This window comes from Micromonospora rosaria (assembly GCF_001567585.1).
Classification (GTDB): Bacteria; Actinomycetota; Actinomycetes; order Mycobacteriales; family Micromonosporaceae; genus Micromonospora; species Micromonospora rosaria.
In genome coordinates, this window is sequence record NZ_LRQV01000068.1 from 12963 (window position 1) to 35714 (window position 22752).

General features: G+C 71.4%; 5 protein-coding genes. All 5 read right to left on the bottom strand.

Annotated features, from left to right (window positions below; translation table 11 throughout):
- Positions 1-73 precede the first annotated feature (73 nt).
- From AWW66_RS18400 to AWW66_RS18420, 5 genes are read right to left on the bottom strand one after another with little or no spacing between them, the layout of a single operon-like run.
- Positions 74-6832, bottom strand: coding sequence for a non-ribosomal peptide synthetase (locus AWW66_RS18400; protein WP_067367782.1), 6759 nt, complete (start codon positions 6830-6832; stop codon positions 74-76).
- On the bottom strand, positions 6829-11526 hold the full coding sequence (locus AWW66_RS18405; protein ID WP_067367785.1) for an SDR family NAD(P)-dependent oxidoreductase: 4698 nt from the start codon (positions 11524-11526) through the stop codon (positions 6829-6831). The genes AWW66_RS18400 and AWW66_RS18405 overlap by 4 nt, the downstream gene beginning before the upstream one ends.
- On the bottom strand, positions 11523-16112 hold the full coding sequence (locus AWW66_RS18410) for a type I polyketide synthase (RefSeq protein ID WP_067367788.1): 4590 nt from the start codon (positions 16110-16112) through the stop codon (positions 11523-11525). Before AWW66_RS18410 ends, AWW66_RS18405 begins: the two co-directional genes overlap by 4 nt.
- Positions 16109-17356 carry an ACP S-malonyltransferase gene (locus tag AWW66_RS18415; RefSeq protein ID WP_067367791.1) on the bottom strand — a complete coding sequence of 416 codons (1248 nt, stop codon included), beginning with the start codon at positions 17354-17356 and terminating at the stop codon, positions 16109-16111. Before AWW66_RS18415 ends, AWW66_RS18410 begins: the two co-directional genes overlap by 4 nt.
- Positions 17353-22743, bottom strand: a complete 5391-nt coding sequence (locus AWW66_RS18420) for a non-ribosomal peptide synthetase (protein WP_067367794.1) — start codon at positions 22741-22743, stop codon at positions 17353-17355. Before AWW66_RS18420 ends, AWW66_RS18415 begins: the two co-directional genes overlap by 4 nt.
- Between the last annotated feature and the right edge of the window lie 9 nt (positions 22744-22752).

Below are 22752 nucleotides of genomic sequence, written 5' to 3' on the forward strand. Positions count from 1 at the left end.
GCACTGACGCGGGGTGCGGGCCGTGGTGTCCGGCGGCCGGTGCCGGGGGATGGGATCGTCGTCACGCCGGAGGCTAGATCCCGCCCCCGACATCCAGCAGGATGTCGGCGAGCACGTCCTGGCGGATCGGCGAGGAGACCTGGAAGCCCCGTGGTTCACCGGACTTGAGGGCGTTCCGGACCTCGTGGAACGACTCCTCGACCGCCGCGACGATCTTCTTGGCGGTGCCGCTCGCCTCCCACGCCCGCGGGTAACGCACCTCGATGAGGAGCTCACCCCCGCTCCGGGAGGCGATGATGTCGAGGGGGTGCGGCAGGTGGTGGTCCCCGTCGGTGGTGATGTCCACCGGCAGGTGGGTGACGGTGATGCCGTCACCGCTGACCTGGCCGCCCAGGTAGTTGAAGCCGATCTGCGGCCGGATGGCGGCCAGCGTGCTCCGTTGCGCGCCCAGGCCGACGTCGAAGCGCAGCAGGGGGCCGAAGCCGGCGCCCTTGTCCGGCAGCCGGTCGAACGACTGCCGAAGGCCGTCCATGGTGTCCGCCACGCTTCGCTCCACCTGGACCAGGTGGGGGAAGGTGCTGGTGAACCAGCCGACGGTCCGGGTGAGATCGTGGTCGCCCGCGATCGGTTCGCGGCCGTGCCCCTCCAGGGTGAACAGCACCCGCTGCTGACCGGTGACCGAGGCCAGCGCCCGCGCGACGACGGTGAGGACGGTGTCGGCGTGGCTCGCGCCGTGTGCCTCCCGGGCGGCGTCGAAGACCGAGAAGTCGTCGGTCTCGGCCAGCCGCACGACCGTCGCGGCGGTCTCGGACCGCTTCACGTCGCGCTCGGCGAACACCTCGCCCGCGTCGCCCGCGCCGCGCGCCAGGTCCAGCCAGTAGGGCAACTGGGTGCGGAATCCGCCGTCCTGGGCGCGCTGCTTGACCTCGCTCGTCCACGCCGGGAACGGCATGGTCTTGGCGGGCAACTCGGCGTCCGGGTCGGCGAGGCTGATGGCCAGGTCCTCCAGCAGGACACCCCACGACACGACGTCCACGGCCAGGTGGTGGATCGCGACGGCGAACCGCTCGCCCCCATCGCCCAGTCCGGCGGCGAGGCTGACGACCGGGCCGCCCCGCACGTCGACCCGCGCCTGCACCGTCTTCAGGTACTCGGCGAGGGCGTCGTCGGAGAGCCCGTCGGGTGCCTGTTCGGCGTGGACGAGCGTCGGGGCGTCGACGTCGCGCAGGCTGAGCCCGCCCTGATCGTCCACCTCGACGCGGAGCAGGTCGTGGTGGCGCACGAGCCGCTCCCCCGCCCGCACCAACTGCTCCAGCGACACCGGCTGTGCCGACGTGACCAGCAGGCACTGGTTGAACACCCGGGTCGGGGCGTCCGGGTCGTCGAGGAACGCCAGTTGGATCGGGCTCGGCGTGATCGCCCCGGTCCGCGGCGTGGGGTCGTACGCCCGCAGCGCGGTCCCGGTGGCGGCGGCGCCGGACAGCTTCTCCTCCAGCGTCCGGATGGTCGCGTTGCCGAGGAGGTCCGCGGCCCGGATGGCGACGTCCTGCTCGCGGAGCCGGGCCACGATCTGGATCGCCTTGATCGAGTCGCCGCCCAGCGCGAAGAAGTCGGCGTCGATGTCGTCCACCGGGACGCCCAGCACGTGCTGCCACGCGTCGGCGAGCACGCGCAGCGAGTCGGTCTCCGGCGCCGCCGCCGCCGGCCCCGCCGTGAAGTCGGGCTTCGGCAACGCCGCCACGTCGACCTTCCCGCTCGCGTTCAGCGGGACCGTGTCGGCCTTGACGATGAAGGAGGGCACCATGTAGTCGGGCAGCCGTCGGGACAGGGCCGCCCGCAGCACCGGCTCGTGGTCCTGGTCGTCCACGTACCCGACCCAGAGGCACAGACTCCTGCTGCCCTCCGCGGTCTCGTACAGACCCGCGTGTGCCCAGCGGACGTGGGGCTCGTCGAGCGCGACCTGAATGATCTCCGCCAGCTCGATGCGGTAGCCCCTGAGCTTGATCTGCTGGTCGACGCGGCCCGTGTAGTAGAGCAGGCCGTTGGTCTTGAAGGTGACGATGTCGCCGGTCTTGTAGAGCCGCTCCCCCGGTACCGCCGGCGAGTACACGAACCGCTCGGCGGTCAACTCGGGCTGGTTCAGGTAGCCGTCGGACAGGCCGGCCCCACCGATGTAGAGCTCGCCGCTGACGCCGACCGGCACCGGCTCCAGCCGCTCGTCGAGGACCCACAGCGAGGTGTCGTTGATGGCCGTGCCGATCGGGACGGCGTCGTCGGGGTCCAGCGCGTCGAGCGTGTGGATGGTCGCGAAGACCGTGGTCTCCGTCGGGCCGTAGGCGTGGCTGATCCGACCCGGCCCGAGCAGGTCGAACGCCCGCTTCACGTGCGCCGGCGAGGCGATCTCGCCACCGAAGATCACTCTGCGGACACCGCCGAGCGAGCCCGACGCGTGGTCGATCAGCGCGTTGAACATCGCCGTGGTGATGAAGAAGCTGGTGACCCCGTGCCGCTCGATCGCGGCACCGAGCCGGTCGAGGTCCAGCACGGACGCCTTGTCCAGCAGCACCAGCGACGCGCCGTTGGTCAGCGCCCCGAACATGTCGTAGATGGAGCCGTCGAACGAGTACTCCGAGATCATGAGGAAGACGTCGCTCGGGTCGGCGGCGTAGAAGACGGACTGGTGGACCACCCGCAGCACGCTCCGCTGCCGGATCACCGACCCCTTCGGCACACCGCTGGTCCCGGACGTGTACATGATGTAGGCCTCGTCGGCGCTGCTGCCCGGCAGCCCCGGGTTCCCGCTGGCGGCCGTCGCCTCCGCGAGGTGGTGGACGCCGACGATCCGGAGTCGCTCGGAGATCAGCTCCGCCGCCTGCCCGCTCCGGGCGTCGGAGGTGAGCAGGAGGCCGGCGCCCGCGTCGGCCACCATCATCCGCAGCCGCTCGGGCGGGAAGTCCGTGTTCAGCGGCAGGTAGAAGCACCCCGCCTTGAGCACACCGAGGATGGCGGCGACCATGTCGGTCGAGCGGTCCAGCAGCAGCGCCACCGGTGAACCGGGGGTCACGCCCAGCCGGATCAGACCGTGCGCGATCCGGTTGGCCCTGGCGTTCAGCTCCCCGTACGTCAGGCTCCGATCGTCGGCGATCAGCGCCGTCCGGTCGGGAGCGGCGGCGACGTGCTCCTCGAACAGCCGCGCGATACCGCGGGAGTCCAGCGCCGGCGCGGGTACCGTCGCGAACGTCCGGACCAGCTCCGCCTCCCGCTCGGGCATCAGGTCGAGCGTGCCCACCGGGGTGTCGACGGCGGCGGCGAGGAAGGACCTGAGCAGCGTCGCGTAGCGCTCCGCGTAGAGCGCCATCGTCTCCTCGCGGAACAGGGCGGTGGAGTACTCCCACTCCAGCAGCAGCGCGCCGTCGGCCTCCCGGGTGCTGAGGGTGATGTCGTACTTGGCGCTGCCGTCGTCGAACGGCAGGATCCGCTCGTCGTCGGGCTCCAGGCCCATGTCGGTGTTCTGGTGCACGAAGCAGACGTCGAACAGCGGCCGGCGGCCGGGTACGCGGGGCGGGTTCAGCTCCTCGACCAGGGACTCCAGCGGGTACTCCTGGTGCTCGAACGCCTCCAGCACGGTGGTCCGCAGGCCGGCGAGGAAGTCACCGACGCCGGTCGTCGGCGCGGCGGTGACCCGGATGGGCAGCGTGGTGACGAACATGCCCACGAGATCCTGGTAGGTCAGGTCGGGCCGGCCCATCACCGGCGCGCCGATCACGACGTCGCCCTGGCCACTGAGCCGGGACAGCAACTGCTGGAACACGCCGAGCAGCACCATGTAGAGGGTGAGGTTGTGCGCCCGCGCGTACCGCTTGGCGGCCTCCAGCGTCTCGCCGTCGACGGACGCGAAGAGCGTCGCGCCCGCCGCGGTGGCGACCTCCGCCCGCTGCCAGTCCGTGGTCAGTTGCAGGGTCGGCGCGCCGTCGGCGAACCGGGCCACCCAGTAGTCGCGGTGCGCCACCATGTCGGCGCCGCCCTGCCGCTCCAGCAGGCTGCGGATCGCCGCACGGTAGCTCGACGGCAGCGGCGGCAGCGGGGCACCCTCCGCGATGGCCCCGAGGTCCCGGAACAGGATGCCCATCGAGGTGCCGTCGGTGATGATGTGGTGGATGTCGATCGCCACGCACGACACGCCGTCGTCGAACTCGAAGTAGCCGACGCGGAACAGCGGGGCGCTGTCGAGCAGGAACGGGCGGACGAACCGCTGCATCTCCCGGCGGGCCGCGCTCTCGTGGCTGTCGCCCTCCGGGAGGGCGCCGAGCCGCCGGTGTTCGACCGCGACCGGCACCTCCGCGTGCACCCGCTGGAAGGGTTCGCCATCCCGCAGGTGGAACGTCGAGCGGAGGCTGTCGTGCCGGCGTACCAGGACGCGCAGCCACTCCTCCAGCTCGGCGACGTCGAGCGCGCCGGGGCGGATCGTCAGGCCGCTGACGTTGTACGCCACCGACTCCTCGTCGACCTGGCTGGAGACGAACATGCTGCGCTGGGCGGCGGTCAGCGGCAGCTCGTAGGACTCGACGACGTGCTCCACCGGCACCGGCCGGCGGGTCGACCCGCTCAACCGCGACCGGACCAGGCTCTCGTCCACCCCGTGGGCGCGGATCACCACGTCTGCGAACTCGTCGAACGTCGGCTTCGTCAGCAGGGTGGTCGGCGGGATCTCGATGCCGAGCACCGCGTTGAGCAACTGCGTGATCTTCACTGACGAGATCGAGTCACCGCCGAGGGCGAAGAAGTCGTCGACGCCGCGGATCGTCGGGTAGCCGAGGATGCCGGACCACACCCCGGCGATCACCTTGCGGGGCACCGCGTCCGCACCGGACTCCTGGAGCCCGTCGAGGTGCGACGGCCGGGACAGGATGGCCCGGAGCCGGTCGACCGGGTCGGTGGGCTCCTGCCCCGGCTCACCGGGGACCGGATGCGCCCGGACCGTCTCGTCCCACAGCCGCACGTGCTGGAACGGCTGGGGCGGCAACGGTACCCGCCGCACGTCCGCGTCCCGGTCGAGGCCGGCGAAGGGCCGGGCGCGACCCGACAGGAAGGCGGTGACCGCGTCGCGGAGGTGACCGGACAACCCGGCGCCGGGCCGGGACGGCGCGTCGGCGCGCAGCACGACGCCGTCGTCCACCGGGGGCGAGTCGTCGGCCTGCTCCGGGCGCAGCAGCCGGAGCAGCCCGTCACGCAGGCCGGCCCGGGTCTCGCACAGGACGACCGCCCGCACGGCCTGATGCTCGCGGCCCACCTGCATGGTGAAGCACACGTCGGCCAGGCGGTGCTCGGGATGGCGGTCGAGGTGCGCCAGGTGCAGCGCCGCGGTGCGGGCCAGCAGGTCCTCGCTCCGCGCCGAGATCGGAAAGACCCGCAGCTGACGTGCCTGCTCGGGGACCGCCGCCCGGGCCGGCGCCTCCTCCAGCACGACGTGGCAGTTCGTTCCGCTCAGGCTGAAGCTGCTCACGCCGGCGCGGCGGGGGGTGTCGCCCTCCTCCCACTCGGTGAGCCGGTCGGCGACGTAGACCGGACTGTTGGCCAGGTCGAGCAGCTCGTTCGGCACGTCGAAGTGGATCGACGGCGGAATGGTCCGGCGGTCCAGGCACATCAGGGTCTTGATCAGCGACGCCAGCCCCGCGGCCCCGACGGTGTGGCCGATGTTGGTCTTCACCGAGCCGATCGCGCAGAACTGCCGACGGTGGGTGAACTCGGCGAAGGCGCTGGTCAGCCCCTTGACCTCGATCGGGTCACCCAGTGTCGTGCCGGTGCCGTGGGCCTCGATGTAGGAGACCGACTCCGGCGCGATGCCGGCCCGCTTCCACGCGCTGACCAGCAGGTTCTTCTGCGCCTGCGCGTTCGGGGCGGTGAGGCCGTTGCTGCGGCCGTCGTTGTTGACCGCGCTGCCGAGCAGCACGCCGTAGACGTGGTCGCCGTCGGCGAGGGCGCGCGAGAGCGGCTTGAGGTAGACCCCGGCCACGCCCTCGCTCCACACCGTCCCGTCGGCCGCCGTGTCGAAGGCCCGCACCCGGTGGTCGGCGGACTCGGTCTCGTTGCCGAGGCTGGACGGCGACAGGAAGAGGTTGATGGCGGCGACGAACGCGGTGTCGCAGTCGCCGTTGCGCAGGGCCTTGATCGCGGCGTCCACCGCGACCAGGCCGGACGAGCATCCGGTGTCGATGACGGTGGCCGGACCGCGCAGGTCGAACAGGTACGACAGCCGGCTGGCCAGGATGCCCGACCACGAGCCGGTGATGGCCGCGAAGTCCAGTTCCGACAGGAACGGCAGGTAGGACGTGATCAGCCGGTGCGTGTGGTCGTTGCCGACGAAGATGCCGGTCCGGGACCCGGACAGCTCGCTCCTGGCGTACCCGGCGTCCTCCATCGTCTCCACCAGCACCTCCAGGAGGTTGCGGTGGTACGGGTCGAGCTGCGTCGCCACGTGCGGCGGGATGCCGAAGTACTCCGCGTCGAACAGGTCGATGCGGTCCAGGTAGCCGCCCTTGCGGACGGCCGAGGTGCCGCCCTCGACCCGGCGCAGGTCGTCCAGGCGCAGCGGCGGGAAGTCACCGATCGACTCCCGGCCGTCGACCAGGTTGCGCCAGAACTGCTCCTTGTCCGACGCGCCGGGAAAGCGGCAGGCCATGCCGACGACGGCGATCCGGTCGTCGGCGTCGCGGCCGTCGGCGCCGATCGCCCGGATGAACTCCTTCGCCCGGTCGACGTCCAGCGCCTCCTGCTTGACCTGCATGAGCAGGTACCGCAGCAGGTCCTTCTTCAGCTCGGCGTTCGACCTCATGCCTGGTTCCTCCCCGCCCCGTCGGCGTCGGCGGCGAACATGGTAGTGAGCTCCGCGTCGCCGATCTCCGCCAGGACGTCCTGGAGCGACTGGTCGATGTCCCCGACGTCGGCCGGGTCCGGCTCGGCCGGACCGGACTCCGCCGCGATGCGCTCGTCGATGTAGCCGGCGAGGCTGGCGACGCTCGCGTAGGAGTACAGGTCGGCGATGTCGATCCGACCGGGGTAGACCTCCTCGACCCGCTGCAGCAACTGCGCCGTCATCAGCGAGTTGCCGCCCAGGTCCTGGAAGCTCGCGTGGGCGTCGACCTCCGCCATGCCGAGCACCGCGCCGTAGACCGCGCCGATCCTCAGCTGGGTCTGGTTCGGGTCGGACAGGCCGACGACCCGGACCTCGGTCGTCTCGCCATCGGAGGACGACCCGCCCGCACCCGCCCGCGCGACGGCGTCGGCGACGTCGTCGTCGAGCAGGAACGGCATCTCGTCCAGCCGGTCGTGCAGCACCCCGAGGTCGAACCGGGTCGGGATGACGCCGTCGGCCGGGTCACGCAGGAAGTGGCTCAGCCAGGCCAGGCCGTCCTTCACGGTGAGGGCGCGGAACGGCGAGTCGCCGTCGCCGATCCCGTACTGCACCGCCATGCCCACCTCGGACCAGGTCGGCCAGTTGATCGACAGCGCGCGGACGCCCTCGGCCCGCGCCCGCACCGCCAGGGAGTCCATGAACGCGTTGGCGCTGCAGTAGTCGCCCTGCCCCTGCCCGCCGGTGATCGCGGTGATGGACGAGAAGAACACCAGGAAGGCGCCGGGGTGTTCCTTGGCCAGCTCCACCAGGGCGAGACTGCCGTCGACCTTGGGCGCCAGCACGGCGTCGAAGACCGGGCGGGGCTTGTTCGCCAGGAACCCGTCGCCGGCCACCCCCGCGGCGTGGACGATGCCGCCGAGGGTCACGGCCTCCTCCCGCAGGCGCGCGGCCAGACCGCGCACGTCGGCCTCCCGCGACACGTCGCACTCGACGTACTCGGCCCCGGCGATCTTCTCGACGCGCCGCGCGGTCTCCTCGGTTAGGGGCCTGCGGCCCAGCAGGATGATCCGCTCGGCGCCCTCGTGGGCCATCTCCTCGGCGACGCTGAGGCCGAGGCCGCCCGCGCCACCGGTGACCAGGAACGTCCCGCCCCGGTACGGCGACTCGCCCGTCGCGTCGGCCGTCTCGACGTACCGCAGACGCCGCAGGTAGGTCTGCGAGCCGCGCACGGCCCGCAGCACACCGCCCGAGCCGGCCAACGCCTCCCGGAGGAGGAAGTCCAGGTCCACGTCCGTACCCGCGTCCAGCACGTCCACCAGCAGGTGCCGGTGCTCCTGCCCGATGACCTGCGCGAGCGACTCGGTGGCGGCGGAGAACGGATCGGTGGCCCCGTCGTCGGGCCCGACCTGCCAGGCCTGGCTGCCCAGGACCTTCAGGCCTCGGGTGAGTTTGACCCGGGAGGTCACGAAAGCGCGGTACAGCTCGAACAGCGCGTCCACGCCGGCTGCCCGCCGCTGCCCGGGGGTGAGCGCCGCCTCGCCGGTGGCGGCGGGCGCGGTGACGTCGGTGGCGAACAGGACGCCGTCGACGCCCTCCTGCCGCAGCCGTTGCGCCAGCAGCCCCGCGCCGGCCTCGTCCAGGGCGAACACGTCCCGACCGGGGTCGGTCCGCTCGCCGACGTAACACGGGACGACCCGGTGGCCCTGCGCCTCGACCGCGGCGACCAGCCGCCTGCCGGCCGGGTTGTCCCGCACCACCGGCGCCCACACCGCGCCGCCGGTCGCCTCCGCCGCCACCCGCGGCACCGCGAGCCAGTCGACCTGGAGGAAGCGGCGCGGTCCGGCCAGGCTGAACCGCTGCCAGTCGACCTTCTTCACGGTGTAGTCGGTGATCCGCGCGAACGGCTCACCGTCGACGTCGACGAGGTCCACGTCGTAGGTGATGGTCTCGCCCTCGTGGCTGTCGTCGCGCACGGTACGGATCAGCGAGTAGAACGTCTCCGGCATCGGCCGGTGCAGGACGAAGCTCTTGTACATGTACGGCAGGAACGTCTCGCCGCTGTTCTGCGAGATGAGGTTCACCGCGTTGTCGAGCTTGGCCGGGTGCAGCCCGAACGTCTCGCTCGACACACCCTGCGGGAGGCGCAGCAGCGTCAACGCGCCGGTCTCGTGCTTCCACACCGCCCGGACGTTGTCCCAGCGCGCACCGAACTGGAACACGCCCGTGTCGGTCTCGGTGGGGTACGGGTCGGTCACCTCGATCGCGGCGCGCTTCTGGGCGTCGAGGTCGACCGGTGCCGCCGGGCCGGCGTCGCCCAGCGGGCTGATCCGACCCTCCACGTGCGTGACCCACTCGCCGTCCTGTGAGCTGGACACCTGGAAGGAGTAGCCCTTCTCCAGCCGGTCCAGCCGGGTCCGCACGGTCGCCTCCTCCCCCTCCTCGACGGCGAGGGGGACCAGGAAGAACACGTTGTCGAACCGCATGCTGCCGGTGTTCTCCACCGCGGCCAGCGCGGCACGCGCCATCTCCAGGTACGTCGTGCCGGGCACCACGGGCCGGTGCTCGATGCGGTGGTCGGACAGCACCCAGTGCCGGTCGACCGACAGCGTGTTCTCGAACACGATCGCGGTGTCCGAGCGGCTGATCTCCGCACCCAGCAGCGGGTTGGTCTCGGCGCCGCCGAAGCTGCGCACGCTCGTGCGCATGGGCTTGGCCCAGTGCCGGATCTTCTCGAACGGGTAGGTGGGCAGGGGTACCCGCTGACGCGGCTCGTCGGCGTAGAACGCGGCGAAGTCGACGCGCGCGCCACGGACGTAGGCGTCGGCCAGCGCGGTGAGGGCGGCGGCGTCGCCCCGCGAGCGGTACTCGGCGAGTGTGGCGTTGGCCGAGTCGGAGAGCCGCTTGCCGGTCTGGGCGGTGATGTCGCCGGGCCCCAGGTCGGTCCGCTTGTCGCTGACGACCGCGTGCACGCCGTGGTGGATACCCTGCCGCTCGTCGGTGCCGAGACCGCGCCGCCGGAGCCGGTCGACCGACTCGGCCAACTGCTCCTTCGTCGCCGCGATCACCATGACCCGGTGCTCGTGGTGGCCTCGGCCGACGTTGGACGTGTAGCAGATGTCGGCGAGCGACCACGGGCTGTCCGCCAGCACGGCCGCGTACCCGTCGAGGAGCGCCATCAGGGCCGCCTCGGTCTTGGCGCTGACGGTGAAGCAGTAGCGCTCCCGCAGCTGCTGCCCGGCGCGGTAGCGGGGTGCCTCCTCCAGCACCATGTGGCAGTTGGTGCGGATGAAGCCGAACGAGCTGATCCCGGCCCGCCGGGGCTCGCCGTTGGTGTCCCACGGCATGAGCCGGTCGTTGACGTACAGCGGGCTGTCGGTGAAGTCGATGTAGGGGTTGGGCACGTCGAAGTTCGCCGAGGGCGCCAGCAGGCCGGATTCGAGCGACTTGACGACCTTCGCCAGCGAGGCCGACCCGGACGCGGCCACCATGTGTCCCATGGTGGTCTTGAGGGATCCGATACCGCAGAACTGCCTGCGGTCGGTGTGCCGGCGGAACGCGTTGGTCAGGCCCTTGACCTCGATCGGGTCACCGAGAACGGTCCCGGTGCCGTGGGCCTCCACGTACGTGATCGTCTCCGCCGGCACGTCCGCCTTGGCCCAGGCGTCGAGGATGACCCGCTCCTGCATCAGCGCGTTGGGCGCGGTGATGCTGTTCGACGTGCCGTCGTTGTTGACGGCGGAGGCCTTGATGACGGCGCGCACGTGGTCGCGGTCGGCCAGCGCCTTCTTCAGCGGCTTGAGCAGCACGATGCCGGCGCCCTCGCCCCACAGCGTGCCGTTGGCCTGGGCGTCGAAGGTGCGCACGATGTCGTCGCCGGAGACCACGTTGTCCATCGTCGCGCCGGATAGGAAGCTGGTCTTCGGCTCGCCGCCGGAGGACAGGTTGATGCCGCCCGCCAGGGCCATGTCGCACTCGCCGAGCAGCAGCGACTGGATGGCCTGGTGGACGCTGACGCTGCCGGCCGAGCACGCGGTGTCGGTCATGATGCAGGGGCCCTTGAGGTCCAGCAGGTAGGAGATGCGGCTGGCGACCATCCCCTCCCACGAGCCGGACAGCTGCATCGGATGCCGCTCGGAGAACATCCGGTAGTAGGAGTAGTTCGACTGGTCGCGGCCGAGGAACACCCCGGTCCTCGACCCGATCGCGCTCTCGCCGCCGTAGCCGGCGTTCTCCAGCGCCTCGTACGCCACTTCGAGCGCGATGCGCTGGTTCGGGTCCATGTAGTCCGCTTCGAGCGGGGGGATGCCGAAGAAGCGGGAGTCGAAGTGGTCGATCCGGTCCAGGTAACCGCTCACGGAGTAGAGCCGGTCCAGGTCGGCCTCGTCGACCGGCCGGCCCAGCATGACCTCCGCGTAGTACGGGTTGCGGAGGATGTCGTACATGTCCTCCTTGCGGGACTGCGGATAGTCCCGGATGCAGTCCCGGCTCACCTTGAGGAACTCCCAGAACTGGTCGACGTTCGTGGCCTCGGCGAACCGACCGGCCAGTCCGATGACCGCGATGTCCTCGTGCAGGTTCGCTTCCGACAGTTCGAGCAGCAACCGCTTGGTGCGGTCACGGTCGATCTGCTTGTTGACGAACTGCTCGAGGATGAAATCCTTCACGCTGCTCATCTGGCGTCCGTTTCCTCAAGTAGGCCCTGGCTGCCGTCGACCGTGATCGCGCCCTGTTCCAGCAGGTCCAGTAGTTTGTCGATGTCGCCCTCGTCCGCCCTGGCTGCCGGCGGCGGCCCGTCGGCGGCCGGCTCGTCCGGGTGCAGCCTGGCCTTCAGGCAGGCCACCTGGGCGGCGACGGTGGTGTGGCGGAAGAGGTCCGTGATGTCCATCAGACCCGGGTAGCGCTCGTCGTAGAGCTTCAGCATCTGCGCCGTCAGCAGCGAGTTGCCGCCGAGGTCACCGAAGTCCTCGTGCGCGTCGAGCACGTCGAGGTCGAGCGCTTCCGCCCAGATCTGCGCGACGCCCCGTTCGAGGTCGCCGACCTCGTCGAGCCCGTGCACCTCGACGGCCCGCCCGACCGCGCTCCGGCCGGCGTCGCGCGGCACCTGCCGGGTCGCCCTGCGCATCCGGCCGGGCATGAGCACCGGCGGATGGCCACCGGAGGTCATCAGGGCGTCGAGCAGGTCCACCGCCTCGGCGGTGTCCAGCGGCGGGAACAACTCGTCCTCGTCGGCCGCGTCCATGCGCTGGGCGATGCCGGTCTCGCGCCACGCCGGCCACTGGATGCTCAGGCCGGGCAGCCGCTCGCGGTCGCGGTACTGCGCCAGGCTGTCCAGCACCAGGTTCGCCGCCGTGTAGTCGGACTGGCCCGCGTTCAGCAGGAGCCCGGCGATGCTGGAGAACGCGACGAAGTAGTCGGGCCGGTCCGCCAGGGTGGCCTCGTGCAGGTGCACCCCACCCAGCGCCTTGGGCCGGTAGACCGCCATGAACTCGTCGAGGTTCTTCGTGTACAGGAACCCGACGCCGGGCCGCCCGGCGAGGTGCAGCACGCCGGAGATCCGGCCGTGCCGCGCGCGCAGGTCGCCCACCGTCCCCTCGACCGCCCGCCGGTCGCCCAGATCGAGCCGGACGACCTCGAACACGTCCAGGTCGCGCTCGAACTCCGACCACTCCGGCCGGGTCCCGGCAGCCCGGTCGGACCCGAGCAGGACGAGTTTGCGCACGCCCCGCCGGATCAGGTGCCGCGCCACGGCGGTGCCGAGGTCGCCCGTGCCACCCGACACGACGGTCACCCCGTCGCCACCGGGCAGCGGCGCCCGGTCACCGTCGGGCAGCGGGATCGGCTGCCGCTTCACCTGCGGCTCGTACGGGTGCCCGTTGCGGTAGAGCAGGAACGGCGGCCGGTCGCCGCTGGTGGCCTCACCCACCAGCACCGCCGGGCCGGTGTGCTCGTCGCTGTCGACGCACCGGATGCCGAGCGCCTTGTACTCCAGGGCCGCGACGCGCATCATGCCGAGCAGGCCGGCCTGGCCGGGGTGCAGCGCCGTCTCGTCACCGGTGACCGCAAGCGCGTTGTGCGTCAGGACCACCAGGCCGCCGGCGAACCCGAACTGCCGCTCCGAGATGAGCTTGAGCAGGCCCCACGCCCGGTCGACCGGCTCATGTGTGCCGTCGGCGAGCGGGTCGCCCCCGGCCGGTGGGCAGCCCAGCACGCCGAAGGCGAACTCGCGGCGCCCCCCGAGCCGCTCGTCGTCGACCGCGTCGGCGACGCTCGACACCTGGACGCAGTCGTAGCCGGACGCTTCGAGGTGCCCCCGGACGCCGGCGAACGTGGTACCGAGATCGCCGCAGAGCAGGACGGTTCCGCCGCCGTGCCGGGGCGACGCCGGCAGGGCCACGCGCCGGTAGGTCTGGACGTACCCGTACTCGCCGGGCCCCGTGACGTCGAGGTCGACCGCCGACTTGATGCAGTAGTTGTCCACCGTCAGCAGCACCCGACCGGTCGGGTCGACCACGGTCACGTCGAACGCGTACAGCGCACCGGCCACGGACTCGGGCCGCTTGCGGAAGTGGGCGAGCACCCGGGCGGGCAGTGAGTCGCGGACGGTCAGCACGCCGTAGGAGAACGGCAGGTACAGCCGTTCCTGGTCGTAGACGTTGCTCGGCGCGTTGATGACGGTGTCGAACAGCGAGGGGTGCAGGACGTAGTTCGGCAGCTCGGCCCGGTACCGCGACGGCAGCTCGAACTCGTACAACAGCTCGGTCGCCTCCGGGTCGGCGTGCCCGGCGCCCAACGTCGCGGTCCACCGGTCGCTGACGTCCAGCCCCTTGGCGCGGTCGGAGCCCTCGGGTTCCTGGAGCGGCCGGTCCAACCGCCGCCGCAGGTCCTCGACGTCGAGCGCCGCGACCGGCTCGGCGACGACGTCGCGGACCAGTTCGGCGCGGGCGTTCTCCACCCAGGCACCGTCGGCGCCCCGACTGGCGATGGTGACGGTACCGACGTCGCCCGAGGTCTCGAAGATGACGTGCACCTCCTTCTCCTCGCCGTCGGCCACCGCGAGCGGGGCGGCGAAGAGAACGTTGCGCAGCGTCACGTCCGCGTCGGCCAGGCCGAGCCGCCGCGCCGACGTCACGACCATCTCGACCAGCCCGGTACCGGGCAGCACGCTGACGCCGTGGATGCGGTGTTCGGCCAGTTCCCAGAACTTCTCGGGGGCGAGCCGGCACACCACGATGTCGCGGTGCAGCGAGCGCACCACGTCCGCGCCGTCGACCAGGCCCCGGCGGCCCTGCTTGACGGGGTCGATCCAGCACGGGGTCCGCTCGAACGGGTACGTGGGCAGCGACGTCCGCCGGCCGCCCTCGGGCGCGGCCCGCCGCCAGTCGACCTCGGCGCCGCGCGCGTAGAGGGACGCCAGCCGGCGCAGCGCGGCGCGGTCGCTCGCCCCGGCGGTGGCGGCCACGACCGCCCCGGCCTCCCGGTTCAGCTCGTCGTGCTCGGCGTGCAGCAGGTCGTGCGGCTCGCGCTTGTCGCCCCGCTCCAGCACCAGGCGGAAGCTACCCCGGGCCAGGTCCGGATTCGCGCTCGCGCCCTCGCCGCCCGCGACGAACTGTGCCAGCAGCGTGTCGAGCTCCGCCCGGCTCTCGAAGACGAACGCGGCGCGCACGCCGTGGTGCAACCGGCCGACCGACGCGGTGAAGGCGAGATCGGCGAGGTCCACCTCGTGCCGGGACAGGAAGTCGCGGTACCGCTCGGCGAGCCTGGTCAACGCCGGGGCGTTCGGGGCGCTCAGCGGCAGCAGGAAGCAGGATGGCGAGCCCAGGCCGGCACGGTCGCCGGCCGGCGCCGGGTCCGCGCTGCGCAGCACGAGGTGACAGTTCGTCCCGCTCAGCCCGAAGCTGTTGATGCCGGCGAACAACGTCTCCCGCTCGTCGTCGGACCAGGCCACCGTCCGGTCGTTGACGAACACGGGCGTCTGCGCGAACGCGATGTTCTGGTTGGGCTCCTCGAAGTTGAGGCTCGCCGGCAGGACCCGGTGCTTGAGCGACAGGACGAGTTTGGCGAGCCCCGCGAGGCCGGAGGCGTTGTCCATGTGGCCGATGTACGTCTTGACCGTGCCGATACCGCAGAACTGCTTGCGGGCGGTCTGCCGGGAGAACGCCCGCTCGATGCCGCTGACCTCGACGGGGTCGCCGAGCCTGGTGGCGGTGCCGTGCGCCTCGATGAAGCTGACCTGCTCGGCCCGGACCCCGGCGTCGGCGAGGGCCTCGGTGATGAGGTCGGCCTGCGCGTCGGCGTTGGGCGCGGTGATGCCGTTCGACGCCCCGTCCTGGTTGACCGCGCCGCCCATGATCACGGCGTGGATGTTGTCGCCGTCGCGCCGCGCCCGCTCCAGTGACTTGAGCACGAAGACGACACACCCTTCGGCGGCGGTGGTGCCGTCGGACTTCTGGTCGAACGTCCGGGTGTGCCGGTCCGCGGCCAGCGTGTCCTGGATGTCCTTGACGCCGATGCCGGACTCGTCGTCGGCGTCGACCGGCAGCAGGTCGGTCTTGACCGCGCCGACGATCGCCATCGAGCACTCGCCGTTCTGGATCGCGCGGTACGCCGTGTACGCGGCCACCAGGCCCGACGAGCAGGCCGTGTCCACCAGCAGCGACGGACCCCGCAGGTCCAGCAGGTAGGCGATCCGGCTGGCGATCATCGACCGGATGTTGCCGGCGACCGCGATCTCGGGCGCGCCGGGGTCGACCGCCTGGATGATCGCCCGGTAGTCCTCGCCGAAGTCGGCCGACATGCCCGCGTAGACGCCGACCTTCCCACCGCCGATGTCCTTGTTCAGGTAGCCGGCGTCCTCGAGCGCGGCCCAGGCGGTCTCCAGGAAGATCCGCTGGTTCGGGTCGATCGCCTTGGCTTCCTGCCGGGACAGCGAGAAGAACCGGTAGTCGAACTCGGACACGCTGGGCAGCCGGGTGCCGCCGGAGTAGCGCTCGGCCGCGATCGGCAGCCGCACGCCGCGTGCGGCGAGGTAGGCGTCGACGTCGGCCCGTCGGGCCTCCGGCAGGTCGCGGTACCCCTCCTCGCCGCGCAGCAGCCTCGACCAGAACTCGTCGAGGTTCTCCGCCTCGCCGACCCGACCGCTCATCCCGATGATGGCGACGGGTTCGGCTCTGCGCCGTGGGCTGGAGCGCGTGACGAGGACGTCGGCACCGTCCGGGGGTCCCGTCAGGTCCAGGTCGTCAAGATCGAGCAGGGAACTCATGTGGCGAGCGCCCCCGCGATCGTCCGGAGGCCGACCTCACCGGTGCGGCGCAGGATCGACTCGATGCGGTCCCGCTGCTCGGGCTCGGGGACCCGCTTTGTCCGCATGATGGTGAGCAGCAGCTCCACCGCGGCCTGTTTCTGCTGGTCGGAGAGCGACTCCTGGTCGAGCTTGCTCAGCTCCTGGAGCTTGCGGTACGACACGACGACGCCGTTGTGGTACTCGTCGGCGTCGAAGTTGCGGTTCCGGGTGGCCGCGGCGGCGCCCAGGCACAGCCCGACCACCCCGGGCTCGCGCTTCTTCAGCTCGACGAGGTGGTCGAGCACCGCGCCGACCCGGTCGGGCTCCTCGTCCAGGCTGTACACCTCGCCCGAGCCGACGGCACCGGTGAGCATCTTCTTCAGGACCTGCTTCGGCCCGACCTCGATCCACACCGCTGCCTTACGGTCCACCAGGGCCGCCACGATGTCGCTCCACCGGACCGGACTGGTCAGCTGGACGGCCAGCGCCTCCCGGATGGCCTCGGCGCTCTCGTACGCCTCGCCGGTGACGTTGCTGTAGACCGGGACGGCGGGCTCGGCGATCGTGACCTCGCTCAGCGCCTTGGTGTACTCGGGCAGCGCGCCGGCCATGAACGTGCTGTGGAACGCGCCGGCGACGTTGAGTTTGACCGCCCTTCCCCCACGGTCCTCGAGGTGGGCGGTGATCCCCTTCAGGTCGTCCAGGGTGCCCGACAGCACGGTCTGCAGCTCGCCGTTGTAGTTGGCGACCTGCACGTCGTGACCCGCCGCGTTGAAGTCCTCGACGCACTTCTCCACGTCGGCGACCGGCATCCGCACCGCGGCGATCATCCCGGTGCCGCTGTCCGCGGCGCAGCCCTCCATCGCCTCACCGCGCACCTTGACCAGGCGTACCGCGTCCTCGAACGTCAGCGCGCCCGCCGCGAGCAGCGCGGTGATCTCCCCCAGGCTGTGCCCGGTCAGGTAGGAGACCGGCACCTTCCGCCCCGCGGTCATCACCTCGTACATCGAGTAGCTGAGCACCAGCAGCGAGACCTGGGCGTACCTGGTCCTGGTCACCTCGGCGGGCGGCGCGGTGAAGCACAGGTCGGCGAGCGAGTATCCGACGATGTCGGACGCCTGCGCGAAGCGTTCCCGCACGCTCTCGTGCTCGTCGAACCACTTCCTGCCCATGCCCGCGAACTGGGAACCCTGCCCAGGGAACACGATCACGAGATCCTTCATGCCTGTACCTTTTCCTTCGACGCGGGCCTGCCCAGGATTCCGAGGACTTTCAGGTGGCCGCCCATCAGCTGTTCCACCCGCGCGGGGTCCACCTCGCGGGCGTGGTCGATCCGGACCACGACGGGGTCGGCCAGGACGTCGATCGCGTACACGACGTCGAAGTGGCGGAGCAGGTCGGCCTCCGCCACCTGCCGGGCGCTGCCGCACGCGACGGACACGGTGCGGTCGGCACCCCGGCAGGCGACGAACCGCTGCAGGTCGAGCCGGTCGTTGTGGTCGCGTTGCCGCCGGTAGTCGTCCAGCACGTCGGCCAGGTCGGCCGTGCCGGCGAAGTCGAACCGGACCACGGTCGCCCGGGCGTCGTCGTCGACGACGCACAACGAGATGTCGTCCGTTCCGAGCAGTTTGTGCAGGGTGACGGCGAGCGCGACGTGGGCCAGCTCCTCCGGCTCCTGCGTTCCGCTCTTCCGCAGCCGTCGCAGGGCGGCCATGGTCCGCGCGGGCAGCGCGGCCTCGACCCGGCCGTCGGCGGTCGCGTCGGGCGTGAACCACGACTCGGGCAGCCGGACACCGAAGCCGGTCAGCAGCGCGTCGGTCTCCCGCCCGGCGAGCCTGGACTCCAGGAGCTTGCGGAGCTTTCCGATCGTCGGGTTCGCGAACAGGTCGCTCACGTCGAGCATGCCCGGGAACTGCTGGTGCAGCTCCTCCATCAGCAGGACCAGGCTGAACGAGTTGCCGCCGAGGTCGAAGAAGCTCTCGTCGGCGCTGATCGGCACGTCGCCGAGGACCTTGCGCCACGCCGTGACCAGATCCTGGGCGACCCCGGTGCCCCGCTCCTCGGGACGCCCCGGCTCCACCGGCTGACCGGCCTGTGCCGCCAGCGTCTTGCGGTCGACCTTGCCGCTCGTCGTCATGGGGATGTCCGACACCACGGTCAGGGTCGCCGGGACCATGTAGTCGGTCAGCCGCTCGGCCAGCCAGTCACGCAACGCCTCCGGCGCCAGGTAGCCGCCTTCGCGGACCTGGTAGAAGCCGCGGATGACCTGGCTGCCGCTCGGCAGGTCCTGGACGATCACCGCTGCGCCGGTCACCAGGTCGTGCCCGGTGATGGCGAGTTCGATCTCGCCCAGCTCGACCCGGTAGCCGCGGATCTTCACCTGGTCGTCCATCCGGCCCAGGCAGTGGACCTCGCCGCCCCGCCACAGCGCGCGGTCGCCGCTGAGGTAGATCCGGCCGTCCCCGAACGGGTTCGCCAGGAACCGCTCGCGGGTCAGCTCGGGCCGGTGCAGGTACCCGGGCGACACACCGAGCCCACCGATCCACAGGTTCCCGGTCACCCCCTCGGGCACCAGCCGGAGGTTGTCGTCCAGCACGTAGAACGTGGTGTTGGCGATCGGGGTGCCGATGCTGACCCCGGTGTCCCCGGTGAGGTCCTTGACGCTCGACCAGATGCAGGTCTCGGTGGGGCCGTAGACGTTGTAGACGCCCAGCGACCGGTGCTCCCGCAGGCGCGGCAGCAGGTCCTCCGGGAACGCCTCGCCGCCGACGACGAGCTTGTCCAGCCGCGCCAGCGTGGCGCGCCCCGCCTCCGGGTCGGCGAAGAGCAGGCGCAACCGGGTCGGCGTCATCTGGAGGTACTCGACGCCGTTGGCCGCGACGAACGCGGCGATCTCCGCCGGCGTACGGACCTCCGACTCGCCCGCCACCACGACCGTCCCGCCGGTGACCAGGGTCAGCAGCGTCTCCAGCAGGTGGATGTCGAACGACGGGGTGGTGAGGCAGCCCACCACCTTCCGGTCGGCCCACCCGAGCGCCGCGGGCATGCCGACGAGGAAGTTCGCCAGCGACCCGTTCGTGACCGTGACGCCCTTGGGTGTTCCGGTCGACCCGGACGTGAAGATGACGTACGCCAGGTCGTCCGGCCCGCCCGGCGACCCGGCCGGCGCGGCCGGGTCGACCGGGGTGTCCGTCGGCAGGTGCAGCGCGAGGTCGCCGAGGTCCACCGCGGCGGCCAGCTCCTCGCCGCAGACGACCCTCGTGGGTTCGGCCGTGTCGATCACGAGCCGGAGCCGCTTCGCCGGGTCCTTCACGTCCATCGGGAGCCACGCGGCGCCGATCCGGTTGACCGCGAGCATCAGCGTGACCAGCTCGGGGGTCGGCGGCAGCAGGAGACCGACCAGGTCGCCCCGGCCGAGGCCGTGCTCGCGCAGCGCGCCGGCGTACCGGTGCACCCGCTCGGCGAGGTCGGCGTAGCTGATCTCCTCGCCGCGGTACCGGATCGCGGGTCGCTCCGCGTGCTCCCGCACCGCCGTGTCGACCATCTCGGCGAGGCTCGGCAGGTCCGCGACGACCGGCCCGGTGCCCATGGCCAGGAGCCGGTCCCGCGTCTCGTCGTCCAACCGGGACAGGTCGCCGACCGTCTGGTCCGGCTCCCGCACCACCCGGGCGATCAGGTCCACGTACTGCTCGGCCAGCTCGGTCATCCGCCGCTCGCCGTACACGCCGGAGAAGTTCAGGTCACCGAAGAGGCCACCGTCGCGTTCGGTGAGTTCCAGGGCGAGCGCGAACATCGACCGGGGCACCGCGAAGTCCTCCGACGTGCCGTTCACGTCACCGAACCGGTGCACCCGCTCGCGGGCGTTGGTGAAGGTGAACATCACGTCGAACAGGGCGTTGCGCCCGAAGTCCCGGTCGAGGTCCAACTCCTGGATCAGGACGTCGTACGAGTAGGGCGCATGCTCGACGGCGGCGAGGCTGGTGTCCCGCACCGCGCGGAGCAGGTCCGGCAGGCGGGTGTCCGCGCTGGTGCGGATGCGCAGCGGCAGCGACTGGGCGAACATGCCGACGGTGTCGTCGAACGAGCCGATGATCCGCTGGTCCAGGGGGACGCCCACGCACAGGTCGTCGGTGTCCGCGGCGCTGGCCAGCAGCACCGACCACAGCGACAGGTAGAAGATGAACGGCGTGGTGCGGTGCCGCTCGATGACCACCTTGGCCGCCTGGTGCAGCGCGTCGTCGATCCGGAAGTAGTGGTGCGTCCCGGTGAAGTCGTTGACCAGCGGGTACGGGGAGTCGGTCGGCAGGTTCAGCGGCGGCGGGACGGTGTCGAACTCGCGCAGCCACCACCGCCGGTGTTCCTGGTAGGAGGGCGAGCCGACGGACCGGGCCTGCTGCCGGACGAACGCCGGGTAGCCGTCGGAGCGCACCCGGGTCAGCTCTCCCCGCGCGAGGTACTCGGCGAGGTCGGTGAGGAGGATGTCGATCGACCCGCCGTCGGCGATGATGTGGTGCAGCGAGAGCAGCAGGTGGTGGGTGCCGTCGGCGTCGATGACGATCCCGTAGCGCCACAGCGGCGGGTTCGCCAGGTCGAACGGCCGGTTCATCACCGCGACGACGTCCTCGGTGCGCAGTCCGGGGTCGCGCCTGTGGTCGAAGAGGTGGAACTCCGGGGTGATCTCCGCCGCGACGCGTGCCGTGATGTCGGTCGCGTCGATCTCGTAGTAGCCGCGCAGCTTCTCGTGCTTGTCGGCGATCGCCCGGAACGCCTCGGCGAGCCGCTCCCGGTCGGGGGCGCCGTCGAAGCGCAGACCGGCCAGGATCTGGTAGGCCTCGTTACCGCCGCGCATCCGCGACAGCACGTAGACCCGCTTCTCCTGCTCGGACACGGCGGTGGGGTCGAGCGGTGCGAGGTCGGCGGCCCGGGGGCCGGCGGGCAGCCCGCGCGGCGCGGTCGACGTCGACCGCCGGAAGTCGAACCCGCCCCGGCGCAGCGCGTCGACGCTGGCGCGGATGGCCTCGAAGATGCGGTCCTGATGGTCGCGGGTGTGCGCCAGCGAAAAGAAGGCGGTCCGGCGTTCCCACACGTAGACGCCGTGGAACAGCATCAGCTTGAAGAACAGGTTCAACGTCAGCGACATGTGGCTCATGTCGCGCGGGACGACCGTCTCGTATTTGTACAGCGACGCGAAGTACGACACCTTCAGCGGCACTTCCTCCGCCTCGAAGTAGTCGTTCACGCGACGCGCGAAGTCGGCGGTGAGCTGGTTGAGGGCGGCGAGTTCGGTGGCGCCCCGCTCGCGCAGGTAGGTGAGCACGCCCCGGCACGCGGCCATCGTCAACGGGTGCTTGCAGAACGTCCCGGCGAAGAACGTCGTGGGGACCGCCGGCTTGGAGTCGTCCACGTCCGACCACGCGCCACCGTCGACGGCGTCGAGGTACCTGCTCCGGCCGGCGATGATGCCGATCGGCATCCCGCCGCCGACGAGCTTGCCGTACAGCGACATGTCCGACTCGACGCCGAAGTGCTCCTGCGCACCGCCCAGCGCGATCCGGAATCCCACGATCATCTCATCGAAGATCAGCGCGATGCCGTGCTCGGTGCAGATCTCGCGCAGCTCCCGCAGGAACTCGGTGGGCTGCAACGTCGGGTTGCGCGACTGGACCGGCTCGACCAGCACGGCGGCCAGTTCGGGGCCGTGCCGCCGGATGCGGTCCAGCGACTCGGCGCTGCCGTAGGTGAGCACCATCGTGTCGTCGACCGCCGACTGCGGAATGCCGATCGAGGTGGGGATGCTGTCCTCGCCGTCGGCCTCGGCCAGCACCGCGTCGTAGCTGCCGTGGTACGAGGTGAGGAACCTGACCACCTTGTCCCGACCGCTGACGGCGCGGGCCAGGCGCACCGACACCATCACCGCCTCGGTGCCGGTGTTGCAGAACGCGACCCGCTCGGCGCCGGTCAGCTCGTGGACCAACTCCGCGACCTCGCCCGCCATCCGGTTCTGCGGGCCCAGCTCGTAGCCGCGGTCGAGCTGGTCGCGGACGGCGTCGAGGATGAAGTCGGGCTGGTGGCCGAAGAAGTGGACGCCGTAGCCCATCGCGGTGTCGACGTACTCGTTGCCGTCCACGTCCCAGAACGTCGCCCCGCGTGAGCGGGCCGACACGACCGGGTAGACCGTCTCCTTGATGCTCGGGTTGAAGTTCAGCGAGGCGATCCAGTCCGCCAGCACCTCGCGGTGCTGCCCGGTGTACGACCGGGAGGAGGGTGTCCTCGCGGTGTACCGCGTCACGAAGTCGCGGATGAACTCGCTTTGCTCGGCGGTGAGCCGGTCCTGGGTGAGCTCGATGTTGTTGCTGTACGTGCCGACCTTGCGGGCCACGGGCGCCGGGCGGCGCCTCGTCACCTCCGGGGCGACCGGCGCGACCGGCGCGCTGACGGGCGCAGCCGTCGTCGCGCCCGACAGCACCGCCAACTGCTGCTGCATGATCTCCAGCTGCTGCCGGATGAGGGCTTCGACGCCGGGCGCCTGGGTGGCCGCCGGGGCGGGTCGACCGTGGGCCTCGGCCACCGGCGCGGCGGCGACCCGCGGCTGCGGGACCGTGGTGGCCACGGGCACCGC